This window comes from Fundicoccus culcitae, assembly GCF_024661895.1.
GTDB lineage: Bacteria > Bacillota > Bacilli > Lactobacillales > Aerococcaceae > Fundicoccus_A > Fundicoccus_A culcitae.
The window spans coordinates 2,246,433-2,259,367 of the sequence record NZ_CP102453.1 but is presented as its reverse complement, the minus strand read 5'-3'; the positions used below and the strand labels follow the sequence as shown (position 1 = coordinate 2,259,367).

General features: G+C 39.3%; 9 protein-coding genes and 3 pseudogenes. 2 read left to right on the top strand and 10 right to left on the bottom strand.

The features are described 5' to 3' along the window. Nucleotide 1 precedes the first annotated feature (1 nt). The 3 genes and pseudogenes from tcrZ to NRE15_RS10235 all read right to left on the bottom strand — a co-directional run bounded on the left by tcrZ (nt 2) and on the right by NRE15_RS10235 (nt 3,229). Nucleotides 2-208 (bottom strand): copper chaperone TcrZ, encoded by a 207-nt coding sequence (gene tcrZ, locus NRE15_RS10245; protein WP_062532177.1) that lies wholly within the window; start codon nt 206-208, stop codon nt 2-4. An 87-nt stretch (nt 209-295) separates the two neighbouring features. Further along, nucleotides 296-2,761, bottom strand: a pseudogene (locus tag NRE15_RS10240) (heavy metal translocating P-type ATPase). Nucleotides 2,762-2,779: 18 nt separating this feature from the next. Beyond that, on the bottom strand, nt 2,780-3,229 hold the full coding sequence (locus NRE15_RS10235) for a CopY/TcrY family copper transport repressor (RefSeq protein ID WP_313792784.1): 450 nt from the start codon (nt 3,227-3,229) through the stop codon (nt 2,780-2,782). Nucleotides 3,230-3,634: 405 nt separating this feature from the next. Here NRE15_RS10235 and NRE15_RS10230 point away from each other — a divergent pair. Beyond that, nucleotides 3,635-5,230, top strand: a pseudogene (locus NRE15_RS10230) (HAD-IC family P-type ATPase); the annotation flags it as partial. A gap of 218 nt (nt 5,231-5,448) precedes the next feature. Here NRE15_RS10230 and NRE15_RS10225 read toward each other — a convergent pair. The 5 genes from NRE15_RS10225 to NRE15_RS10205 all read right to left on the bottom strand — a co-directional run bounded on the left by NRE15_RS10225 (nt 5,449) and on the right by NRE15_RS10205 (nt 8,659). After that, complete coding sequence (locus NRE15_RS10225) at nt 5,449-6,636, bottom strand: alpha/beta hydrolase (RefSeq protein ID WP_313792783.1); 1,188 nt, start codon at nt 6,634-6,636, stop codon at nt 5,449-5,451. 54 nt (nt 6,637-6,690) lie between these two features. Next, nucleotides 6,691-6,837 (bottom strand): hypothetical protein, encoded by a 147-nt coding sequence (locus tag NRE15_RS10220; RefSeq protein ID WP_313792782.1) that lies wholly within the window; start codon nt 6,835-6,837, stop codon nt 6,691-6,693. A gap of 97 nt (nt 6,838-6,934) precedes the next feature. After that, nucleotides 6,935-7,930: a virulence RhuM family protein gene (locus tag NRE15_RS10215; RefSeq protein WP_313792781.1), complete on the bottom strand. Its 996-nt coding sequence runs from the start codon at nt 7,928-7,930 to the stop codon at nt 6,935-6,937. A gap of 106 nt (nt 7,931-8,036) precedes the next feature. Continuing rightward, nucleotides 8,037-8,309, bottom strand: a complete 273-nt coding sequence (locus tag NRE15_RS10210; RefSeq protein ID WP_313792780.1) for a hypothetical protein — start codon at nt 8,307-8,309, stop codon at nt 8,037-8,039. 203 nt (nt 8,310-8,512) lie between these two features. After that, nucleotides 8,513-8,659 (bottom strand): hypothetical protein, encoded by a 147-nt coding sequence (locus tag NRE15_RS10205; RefSeq protein WP_313792779.1) that lies wholly within the window; start codon nt 8,657-8,659, stop codon nt 8,513-8,515. Nucleotides 8,660-9,084: 425 nt separating this feature from the next. On the opposite strand from NRE15_RS10205, the gene NRE15_RS10200 reads away from it, so the two are divergent. After that, nucleotides 9,085-10,545: a multicopper oxidase family protein gene (locus NRE15_RS10200; RefSeq protein ID WP_313792778.1), complete on the top strand. Its 1,461-nt coding sequence runs from the start codon at nt 9,085-9,087 to the stop codon at nt 10,543-10,545. A 302-nt stretch (nt 10,546-10,847) separates the two neighbouring features. On the opposite strand, the pseudogene NRE15_RS10195 reads toward NRE15_RS10200, so the two are convergent. Both NRE15_RS10195 and NRE15_RS10190 read right to left on the bottom strand, forming a co-directional pair. After that, a pseudogene (locus NRE15_RS10195) lies at nt 10,848-12,262 on the bottom strand (cryptochrome/photolyase family protein). Nucleotides 12,263-12,529: 267 nt separating this feature from the next. Further along, nucleotides 12,530-12,841 carry a hypothetical protein gene (locus NRE15_RS10190; protein WP_313792777.1) on the bottom strand — a complete coding sequence of 104 codons (312 nt, stop codon included), beginning with the start codon at nt 12,839-12,841 and terminating at the stop codon, nt 12,530-12,532. Between the last annotated feature and the right edge of the window lie 94 nt (nt 12,842-12,935).

Genomic DNA, 12,935 nt, shown 5'->3' with positions numbered 1-12,935 from the left:
TTTATGCACTTAATACTGAATAGTTAGTTTCTGCTAAAGCAGCATTGAGCGTTTCGGTATCAATCTCTGTTTGACTTTCAAGTACTGCTTTTTTAGTCGCTAAATCAACCTCTACAGATTCAACCCCTTCAATAGCTGAAAATTTTTCTTGTACCGTGTTCGCACAACCTGCACATTTTACGCCATCTAATAAGACTTCTTTTTTCATTATTTTATTCCCCTTTTTTTTTATTTTTATCTTCTCCTATTATATAGAATAGGAAGAAGTTTAAATCCCAGATAAGCTACGTGTTTTCTAAACAACTGCTGGTTTGAATCGTCTTAACCGTAAAGCATTGAGCAAGACCGATACGGAGCTGAAACTCATGGCGACTGCCGCAAACATTGGACTCATCAATGGTCCGCCAAAAATATACAAGAGACCCATCGCAACTGGAATACCTACAAGGTTGTAAGCAAAAGCCCAGAACAAGTTTTGTTTAATGTTTCGAAGCGTTGCATGACTTAAATCAATCGCAGTCAATACAGCGGTTAAATCATTACGCATAAGGACAATATCAGCCGATTCAATCGCCACGTCTGTACCTGATCCAACTGCAATTCCGACATCTGCTTGAGCTAATGCGGGTGCATCGTTAATGCCGTCTCCAACCATCGCTACCTTCTTGCCTGCCTCTTGTAGTTTTTTGACTTCCTCTGCTTTATCTTCAGGTAATACTTCACTTAATACACTGTCTATACCCACTTGCTTAGCAATCGCTTTGGCTGTTCGTTTGTTATCTCCAGTAATCATGATTACCTCAATATTGCGTTTCTTAAGTTCTTTAACAGCCTTCATACTATTTTCCTTGAGTGTGTCAGCTACTGCGATAATTCCAGCTAGTTCTCCATCAACAGAGAGATACATCGGTGTTTTTCCTTCGTCTGCTAAACGATCGGATTCTTTTTCCATACTTGATAAATCAATCTTTTGCTCTAGCATCAGTTTACGGTTTCCAATGTACATATCTTTGCCCTCAATTTCAACTCGAATCCCGTGTCCAGGAATCGCTTCAAAATGATCTGGTTTAGCTAATGTCATGTTCTCTTCTATTGATTTCTGTACGATGGCTTCGCCTAATGGGTGTTCAGAACCTGTTTCACCGGAAGCTGCATAATATAAAAGATTTTCTTTAGTAATAAGAGGAGTTACCAAAATATCCGTCACGATAGGTTTACCTTCTGTCAGTGTCCCTGTTTTATCAAATACAATCGTGTCTAAATTATGAGTGGTTTCTAACGCCTCACCACTTTTTATCAAGACACCATGTTCTGCCCCTTTTCCGGTTCCAACCATAATACTTGTTGGAGTCGCCAAACCTAAGGCACATGGACAAGCAATGACCAGAGTTGTAATGACAACGGATAAAGCAAATATACCTGTTTGCCCTGCAATTAGCCATGCGATTCCTGCTAAAATCGCTAACGCTATAACAATCGGCACGAAATATCCGGTAATGATATCAGCTAATCGAGCAATTGGTGCTTTGGATCCTTGAGCATCTTCTACCAGTTTTATGATTTGGGATAGAGTTGTATCACTCCCCACCCGAGTCGCCCGATAAACAATTGACCCATTTTTATTTATACTGGCTCCCATAACCTCGTCTCCATCTTCCTTTTCTACGGGAATACTTTCTCCAGTCAGCATTGATTCATCGACTGAAGTGCGTCCCTCAACAACAACACCGTCTACAGGCATTCTTTCTCCTGGACGAACTCGAATAACATCTCCTAGAGCGACTTCGTCCACAGTAATTTCCTATTCTATACCATCCCGTATCACTCGAGCAGTTTTAGGAGCTAAGCTGACTAATTTTTCAATAGCTGAGGACATTTCCCCCTTTGATCGCTCTTCTAAAAATAGTCCTAAAGTATGAAGAGCCAATATAACCCCGGTCACTTCATAGTAGAGTAATTCTGAGAAATTACCGTAACCCAGGCCAGTCCCAATCGTCGCTGCAAGACTGTAGACGAAAGCGGCAGCCGTACCAAGCGCAATCAATGAGTCCATATTCGGATGCCCTTTAAATAGGCTTTTGAACCCTCTCCGGAAATATTCCCAGCTCACTACCATTATCGGTGCTGTCAAAATGAGTTGCAAAAGTGAAAAATTTAATGGATTTATCGATGGGTCAACGATATTTAGTAAGGGCATACCTACCATGGGACCCATGGATATAATTAATAGAGGAATCGTAAATATAGTTGATAGTTTGAAACGATTTGAAAGTTGTTTTTTTCTTTTTTCTTTTTTCTCACGTTGCTCTGATCGTGATTTATCATGAGTCTCGGTAGTTTCTAATACTGCTGCATACCCACTATTAGAAACAGCACTAGTTAAATCAGCTACAGATACTTCTGAAGGGTTATAGAAAACTTGCATTTTTTCTGTCGCTAGATTCACTGAAGCTCTATCTACGCCCAACAACTTTCCGACAGCTTTTTCAATTGTCTGTGCACATGACGCACAGGTCATGCCTTCAATTGCAAAGGTCTGCATTATTCCCCCCTGAATGACCACTTCATACCCTGAATCATCCACAGCTTTTTTTAAATTTTGTATTGAAAAACTTGGTTCATTGTATTCTATATTCAACTTCTCTGTGGCAAGGTTTACAGAAGCATTAGTCACTCCAAACACTTTTTTTGCTGCTTTTTCTACTGTTTGAGCACAAGATGCACAGGTCATACCCTCTGTGGCAAATGATTTTCGCTCCAATTTTTTCGCTCCTTATATTTAATGGTGATGTAAATTACAATCGCATTGACCTTCTACGCACTGACAATCAACCTTTTCTACTGCGAAAGTCTTTTTCTTCTCTAACATTTCTTCTAACCGTTGAATATCATCGAAACTTAAAGGATGATCTTCGATAATGCTCGCTAATACATTTCCGACATTTTTTCGGCAGATACGATCGAAAATATCATTTGTAAAACTCCTTACAGCATCTTTCTCTTTAATATTTGCGGTATAAACAAATTTTCTACCTTCTAGTTCTGGATTCAGCACACCTTTTTCCACCAAACGACCTAATAATGTTTTGGTAGTGGCTTGTTTCCAGTTCATTTTGTCTTCCAAGATAGAAATGACATCTTTACTAACCACCTGTGTATTCGCCCAGACGACACGCATTACTTCCCATTCTGCTTCTGTTATATGGGGATTTGACACTATTGCTGTCATGTTCTTACCTCCTTTGTTTACACCAGTAAACTTATTCACTGGCCATAGTCTACTATCGTAAACGTTAAATGTCAAGCGTTTTTTTAATTAAAGGTGGAGACAATTTTTCCCATTACCTCTCTTATTATGTTTACTAGTAATTGAGTGAGAAAAGAAAACTTTAGCTTTCAATCTTTTACTTAATTTGAATTTATACTCTATTAAACAATCTGAGTTGCAAACATAACCGTACTCGATGTTTGTTGATGTTATACCATACGATGGTTGTACCATAGTGTAGTTCAAACTTTTCGATGACTTATGTAATCATTATTTTAATAACACTTCTTACTTGACACATGTGATGCAGGGGTGTAGTATGAATTTAAGTTTACACGTGTAGACAATAAAAGGGAGGGATTTAGGATGAAACATAATCATAATGGACTTGATAGCCACTCTCTTCATAATCAGGAAGAACCTGAACATCATGTGGGACACGCTGCTCACGAAGAACAAGTAGAACAAGGAATGCATGATGACCACACTCATCATGAACATCATAACCATGGAGACGGAGGTGCCCATGCCCATCACAATCACGGAAACTTTAAGGAACTTTTCTTGAAGTCGTTACCTTTAGGAGTCATTGTTATGCTGTTATCTCCTATGTTTGGTTTCAAACTTCCATTTCAGTTTACTTTTCCCTATTCGAATATTGTAGTGAGTGCCTTATCTACGATACTCATTATTTATGGTGGAAGACCTTTTTTCCAAGGGGCAGTCGATGAATTTAAACAAAAACAGCCGGATATGATGGCTCTGGTTTCTTTAGGAATAGGCGTTTCTTATTTATATAGTATCTACGCAGTCGTTGCTACCTATGTTACCGGCGACCATGTGATGGACTTTTTCTTTGAATTTTCATCATTGCTCTTAATAATGCTACTAGGTCATTGGATTGAAATGAAAGCTGTCAGAGAAGCCGGAGATGCCCAGAGAGCTTTGGCGGCGCTGGTACCTAAAGATGCACACGTGGTATTAGAAGATGAATCAATTGAAACGCGTCCTGTCTCAGAATTGAAGGTAGGAGATATCGTTCGCGTCCAAGCAGGAGAAAATGTACCAGCTGACGGTATCCTTATCAGAGGAGAGTCTCGAGTCAACGAAGCGCTGCTAACGGGTGAATCGAAACCGATTAAAAAAAATATTGGTGATGAAGTAATTGGTGGTTCGACAAACGGACAAGGGTTGCTCTATCTAGAAGTAAAAGAAACGGGAGATAAGTCATTCATTTCTCAAGTACAAAAACTCATTAGCGAAGCTCAAAGCCAACCTTCTCGAGCCGAAAATATCGCTCATAAAGTAGCCAGTTGGCTATTCTATATAGCGATCGTAATTGCTTTGATCGCCTTTACGTTTTCGTTATTCACCACTAACTTACAATTAGCCATCCTTTTTGCGGTGACAACATTAGTTATTGCTTGTCCTCATGCATTAGGCCTAGCTATTCCCTTGGTTGTTGCGCACTGTACTACCTTAGGAGCGACCCGCGGATTACTAGTAAAAGACCGTGAAGCTTTAGAACTAACGACAAAGTCAGACGTAATGATTTTAGATAAAACCGGTACACTGACAACAGGCGAATTTAAAGTACTCAATGTAGCTGTACTCGACAATAAATATACAGAAAAAGATATTATTGCACTATTGGCCGGTATTGAAGGCGGGTCTAGTCACCCAATTGCCCAGTCCGTTGTGAAATATGCCGCAGAACAAAATGTGCAAGCTACTTCCTTTGATTCCATTGATGTGGTTTCGGGTGCAGGGGTTGAAGGTCAAGCAAATGGAAGAAAATATGAATTGATTAGTCAAAAAGCCTATGGCAAATCTTTAGATATTGAAGTTACAAAAGGTGCAACCTTGAGTATTTTAGCAGAAGAAGGTCAAGCTATTGGAACTGTGGCGCTAGGCGACGAACTAAAAGAAACAAGTAAAGAATTAATGCGAATTCTTAAAAAGAGGGGAACGCTGCATCTGGACTCATTCCCATGGCAAAGACCAGAGCCATACAAGGAGCGAATAAACCCACCCCATAGGGGATGTATCGTATAATTATTTTAACATAGCCCCCCAAAAAAACTCTATTAGTACTGGGAACCAAAGATTTACCGCTGATTTTAACCGGTCTACTTATTTGCGACTCATATTTACAGACTTAATAGACCTACAATCCTTCCCTACTTCTTCGAAGCTTCTCTTGATGGTCTTTCCTGATTGCTCCGCACCCAAGTCGTGAAAGCCTGGACGCCTTGTAAGATAGCTTGAGAACTCAAGGAATGAAAGAGGTCAATGGTGTGACTAGCATGAGGAAGTTCAACGTAAACAACGGGCCTACTGGTCTTTTCTCGCAACTGGTTCACAAAACCACGAGCTTGTTCTACAGGAACAATGCGGTCTCGGTCGCCATGGACTATAAAAAATGGTGGCGCATTTTTATCAATATAGGCCATAGGCGATGAAGGCGCCACTATCTTTTTGGCAATGGAACCATAGTAGCCGCCCTGACAGATGACGGCTGTAATGGTAGTATCTACATCTTCAAAACCCGGCTGGAAGCGTGGATTGTTAGGAGTGAGTGCTGCCATCGCGGCGATGTGAGCCCCTGAAGAATTCCCTGCCAAAAAGAGGTTGCTAGGATCAGCACCATACTCCTCTACGTGCTCACGCACCCAAGCGATTACCTTTTTCACGTCGATCAAATGGTTAGGAAACGTACCCTCAAAGCTGAGACGGTAATTGGCACTGATGCATACCCACCCTCTGCTCGCCAGTTCATAAAGCAGTGGCAGCGATTGAGTATTTTTCCGTCCGCTCACAAAGCTTCCCCCGTGTAAATGAATTAAGACGGGACCGCCATTTGAATGGAAACGAGACCGGTACACATCGATTGGATTTCTTTCTCCCGCATCACCATAGCGAATATTCGCCGTTCTCTGAACATCGAAACGTCGGTTAAAGAAAGGCACTATTAGTGCCTTTGCAGTAAACTTCTTCTGGAATTGCTTCTCCATTTTAGCTGGCAGTATAGTTTGCCAGCCTTCCCCCAGACCGTCATCCAAGGCACGACGGACTGCCGCAGCTGATTGCAAGCCCCAGTAGATAATCACCACTAATCCCCCAATCACTAACAGGGCTAATCCAAACGCTATCTTCCCTATTGGATGAGCTAAATCTCCTTCACTGAAGGCCAAGTAAGTCGAGCTCATCAGCCAAAAAAGAGCTAGAAAGGGGACTTCGTTGATTACCTCAAAATAAGTCCCGAAAGAACGCCAGGTACGCGGCCAATGGGTCGGCGCCACTACGAAATAAGTGCACCAAGCGAGAAAAAGAACGGTAATCAAGTAACCAATTGGTAAATTTGACATGATTATCACCTTCTCTTCATCTTTTGCATGGAGTAGTGTCCACTGTTAAATAGTTTAGTTAGTGATTGAAGGATGATTCATTAACCTTTGCCAAGCAACATCAGAAGGGAATGGATGCACTTCTTCAATGGCTTCACAGTCAACATCAAAGAGACCTTTTAACTGATCACTATCCGTTTTTTCTAGAGTATGTATTCTCATCCGGTGTGCTCCTTTTCTTATGGGTGAGTCTAGCCAAATTATGAAAAATTCTTCACTTATTAAATACCAGTGGATATGCTAAATGGTTAAAACTCTATCATTTTTTAAAATTATTAATCTCGATAAATTTGTCAAAATCATCAGTAGTGTTTTGAATAATTCGACGATAATTATATTTTTCATATTCTTGACTGGCAATTTTATCAGCAACGGCTTTTGAGACTTTACCCGTATTCTCAAGAATGTCTCGATTATTAAATTGAAGAAAGGCATTCAGTTTATCAATCCAGTCCTTCATAAACATTGGACGTTGTCGTTCTGCCTGATCCTCAGCGTAATCCAGATACATCGTAACGATTCGGTTAAGAGATTTTAATTCATTCTCAGATAAATAATTTTTAGCAACCGTTATATCGCCTTTACGTACTTTACCACCTTTCCAAGTAGTAAGACCCATATTCTCTTTTTCAGAATTTGCTCTATCCACAATCAGTTCAGCAGCTGTTTGTCCATGGATTGCGAATTGCAACTTATTTTGTATAGTTGCGAAAAAATTCTGTGTAATTTCTGCTTTTGGATCGTAGTCTACGGAAGTAGCGTAGATATCAGTAATTGCTTTATAGAATCGTTTTTCCGAAGCACGAATATCGCGGATTCGTTCCAGCAATTCATTGAAGTAATCCTCTCCGAAGTTTCGCATTTCTTTCAATCGTTCATCATCCATCGTAAAACCTTTTACAAGATATTCATTCAGTCGTTCAGTTGCCCATTGACGGAATTGTGTACCGCGATGAGAGCGAACGCGGTAACCAATTGAGAGAATCATTTCAAGGTTATAAAAAGATACTTCACGTTCAACATCACGTTTACCTTCAGTTTGAACTATTCGGCTTTTCCGAATAGTTGCTAACTCCTGTAACTCCGATTCTGCATAGATGTTCTTTATATGTTCATTAATCGTATTGACACTTTTCTGATAAAGCTCAGCAATTGCTTTCTGAGTCATCCATACTGTTTCATTTTCTAACCTAACATCTATCTTAGTATCTCCATCCTCTGTTTGATAAATTAAGATACTGGTTTCATTTTGCATACAAATATCCCCTTTTATTTAATTAGTAATTGTGCTAATAAAGTGGTAGTCTTTTTTTAAAAGTCTTGAACCTATTTGTGTTTGCTATACTCATCCATTCATCCTGTCAGTAGACCATTCCTGCTTGATGAATGGCTTGAGAAACAATTTCATTACTTGAATTCCCTCTACCTATCATTTCTAATTCAGTATAATTATCAATTGCTTCTTCAACTAAACCTAATACACTAAAATGATATCCATAACCATACCTCACTTGAATAGTCACATTTAACGCTAACGTTTTCTCAAGTATCTCCTCATAAAGATTCTTAGATTCAATAAATTTCTTCTCTTCAAACAATTGAAATGCTAATGCAGGATTATTTTGAATGTTCATTAATAATTCATCTCGAAATTTTTACTATCTATTCATCATAACTTAGTCCCTATCATCGATCGAGAATAAATTCTATTAACTATTTTGATACGATATAAAATGAATCTCAATGTAACTACCATTCTTTTTAGATCAAGTATATACAGACTGTACATACCGTTTCTGGATTGTATTTTTTAGATGGTAGCGCTTTTCCTACCCCTTTATTCTGGTGCAGCTGGATGACCCATTAACCTTTGCCAAGCAACATCAGAAGGGAATGGATGCACTTCTTCAAAGGCTTCACAGTAAACATCAAGGAGATCTTTTAACTTAACAATATCTGTTTTTTCTAGAGTATGGATTCTCATCTGGTGTGCTCCTTTTTTTATGTGAGGGACTTTACTGAATATTAAACGATATTTGCATGAAGCTCAAGCAAACTGAAAATTCCTACTCACACCTCACCTTTTCATTAATCCCACTCTGCGGCCACATTATTTAATCGTTTTTCCTCAAAAAAACAATATAAATTTACTATTTGAAAGATAAATCTTTAAAGATTAATATGCTATAATTATAATAAATAGTGTTTGAATGACAAATGTTTGTTAGTGGCGAGCAGGTTTTGACCAAAGGCAGAGAGCGACGGGTTTAGTTTATATTTCATTTCTTATTTCACAAGGAGTCTAGCTTCACATGATGCCTAGAACTCGGTAAGTTTCCTTTTTTAGATAGAATTTTCACCATTTTTAGTAAAAACGGTTTGTCATCATAAACATGAGGAGGAGTCACATTGAAGAAGCAAGTTAACGTTATACGTTTAGGGATTGTCTTACTGTTGTTTGCTACTATCTCTTTTATTTTTTTCCCCAATCAAGCTGGACAAATATCGGGAATGGGCATGATGAACATGAACGGTGAGGTCACGACCGAATTAGCGCCGTCAAACGAGCCATCGAATAAACTAAATCTTCCTTCTATTCTTGAAGGTGTAACCAACCCAGATGGAGAGATTTCTTATACTATTACCGCACAGCAAGGCAATACACAATTAAAAGAAGGGGCAGCCACCCAAAGCTATGGTTATAACGGCTCTATCTTAGGACCAATCATTCACCTAAGAACCGGTCAACAGGTTTCCATTCAAACTGAAAATGAATTGGATACGGCTACTTCCTTTCATTGGCACGGTTTGGAAGTACCATCGAATGTAGATGGTGGACCACATTCGCCTATTGCTCCCAATCAAAGCGTCAATTTAGAATTCACGGTTAATCAGGAAGCGGCAACCCTCTGGTTTCATCCTCATCCCCACGGTGAAACAGCAGAACAGGTTTATTATGGCTTGGCGGGTCTAATTTATATCGAAGACGATCATTCAGACTCTTTGGCGATTCCTAAGGAATATGGCATCAATGATTTTCCGGTTATCATCCAAGACCGCCTCTTCGATGAAAATAATCAGCTCAATTATTCCACTGCTTATAGTCCTGACGGAACTTATGGGGATACCTTGGTTATAAACGGAACCATTAACCCTTATGTAGACGTTAAGAATGAGAAAATCCGGCTGCGTCTCCTTAATGGATCCAATGCCCGCAACTACCAATTTCATCTGTCTGATGACACTAGTTTCTACCAGATTACTTCGGATGGTGGATTCCTGAATGAACCTATCCCAATGGAAAGCTTGCAACTTGTTCCGGGGGAACGAGCGGAGATTATTGTTGATCTCAGCAGCTATACTATGGGAGACACCATTCAATTAATGACAGGTGATGTCCCCGTTCTAACGCTTAATGTGACCGAAGAAAGTACCGAAGAAGATGTACCTTTACCAACTACGATGAATACCATCACTCATACAGCTGATGAGGTATCCCCGGATAAAAAGATGACTTTTAGTGGAATGGGGAATATGGTCACGATTGACGGCAAACAATTTGACATGGACCGAATCGATTTGCAAGCAAAAGTAGGAGAAAAAGAGGTCTGGGAAATAGAAAATACACGACACATGATGGGTGGTATGATTCATCCCTTCCATCTTCACGGTCTTCAATTCAAAGTGCTAAACCGAAATGGCGCAATCCCTCCTGAAAATGAACGAGGTTGGAAAGATACCATTGCTCTTTATCCTGGTGAGAGCGTCCAAATTGAAGTTGACTTTCCAGAAAAAGGCCTCTTCATGTATCACTGTCACCTTCTAGAACATGAAGACACTGGTATGATGGGCCAAATCTTAGTAGAATAGAATCTAAGCAAAGTGGAAAGTTTGATTTCTAAATCTCACAACCTAAAGCTAAATAGCTCAATAAAAAGGCACTCCAGATGATGTGTTGTGATCCTAAATCCTTGTCGGGGTTTAGGTCTCGCTCCACTATATCAGAGTGCTTTTTTATCTTGATGTACTAACTTTTAATCCTTAATCCTTCCAAGTAATAAGGTGCTGATAAACGCTTTTTTCTACCATACTCCCCAATTCCAATGGCACTGACAAAGAGCAGTAGAGATAACTCTTGTGAAACTCGCAAGCTAAAACAGACATAATGGTGGCTAACTGATAAAATTATCTTCTGATTTGCTAGCTGCTTTATATCTTTTGATGGCAATTTGGCGTTGAATCTTATGGTCTACTATCGGTACTGGGTAGTCCTGCCCTATGATGCAATGAGACGTTTCTTGAATGTTTAATGGCATACGGGCCGGCTCATGCAGCCATTTTTTAGGAACATCAGCTAGTTAAGGTAGATAGTGTTTGATGAACTCACCTTCTGGGTCATACCGTTTAGATTGAGTAGTCGGGTTGAAAATTCTGAAATAAGGCGCTGCATCGGTCCCCGTAGAAGCTACCCATTGCCATCCAACAATATTACTTGCTGGATCGTAATCTATCAGCATTTGTTGGAAATAGCGTTCTCCCCACCGCCAATCAATCAACAAGTCCTTGGTTAAGAAGGACGCCGTAATCATTCTAAGACGATTATGCATCCAACCGGTTGTGTTTAATTGGCGCATAGCTGCATCCACAATAGGAAATCCAGTCTCACCTTTCTTCCATAGGTTGAATAGGTCAAGGTTGTTATCCCACTCTAGGTCCTTGTATTGACTCTGAATGGCTTCTCCTTCTGCCTCGGGTTCTCTACATAGACCATGTTATAAAAATCACGCCAAGCCAATTCTTTAATAAAGGTTTCTTGCGCATCGGAAGGGATGTAATGAATAACCGCGTCAAATACCATGCGAATCGAGATTTCACCTGTGCGTAAATGCGAAGATAATTGGCTAGTTCCATTAATACTGGGATAATCGCGCTGAACTTGATAATTTTCTAATTTATCCGCGATGAACGAATCTAATTTCGTGAGCGCCACTTCAGTGCCTGGATGATAGAAAGATAATGGTTCCCATAAGCGGTTGAATATTTTCAAAGTCTCTGGATCTTGATTTAGTTCGATGGTTCGAGCAAAAGATAAATCAACCGAAACCGGCTTTTCTTTGGGTAAAGCTCGCCAAACTCGATAATAAGGTGTAAAAACTTTGTATGTCTTACCAAATTGATTCTTCACATCTTGACTTCCATGCAAGTAATGATCTTGAAAGGCGTGAATTTTAATACCATGAGTTCTGAAATAAGTCGCAGCCCGTTGGTCGCGTAATCGCCCATACCCGGCTTCATCATAATTGAAATAAACATCCGTCCAATTAGGTAAGACTTGTCTTAATTGATCAAAAGATTCTTCTAGTTCTCCATAGAGAAGGTAGAGTTGAATGCCTTCTTTGGCTAAACTTTGTCGTAAGTGTTCGACACTTTGAAGAAAGGCAGACTGGCTAGAAGAATATTCTTGAGTTAGTTGTTCGGGGTTCAAATGAAACACACACAGAACATCCTCACTATCCTGAAATGCCCTGGCCAAAGCTTTATTATCAACCATTCTTAAATCACGCCGAAACCACATCACAGTTGTCATTCTTTCTCCCCCTTCCTATAGCAAATTATCAGGTTAACAGTATGATGTTATAAATTGGGCATTTGCTTACTTCTGAAGTTCTTATTGATAGCTGTTCTTTCCCGGATTCTCTCCTAAAAGGACCACCTATTTATGATAACTATGTCCGTACCATCGATAGCTAATAAATTCTATTATCTATTTTGGTATGACTTAGCAAAAAAAATCTCATCAATCTTTCTCACAAACAGAGCAAAGACTTTTGAGATTCTTCTAGTTAGTTATTATTTAAATTTCTTCTAAGGAATATAGATGTAAATCGTACATTCCTATTTCCTCTATATACTCATTAGAAAGCACTGCTAGGTATCTAGCTGAATCATTGATTGGCTCATCATATAACTCTTCTAATCGTTCCATTGACACATGAATCATGTCCTCGGCTTCATCGTATTCATGATGTCCCTCAACTACTTCAACAAGCTGAAAAATCATTGTGTCGACTTTCTCACCATTCTCTTCATCAACATCGGTATCAACTAAATCATGATACATTTCATGTTCTTTTACTATAGCTTTAAATTTCTCTCCACTACTCACATTAATCACTTCCTTATCTTATTTACTTAAAAGTTAGCAAATATTCATCAGAAAGTCTAGCTATCTTTTTTAGATAAGGTTATGAATAGAAGAT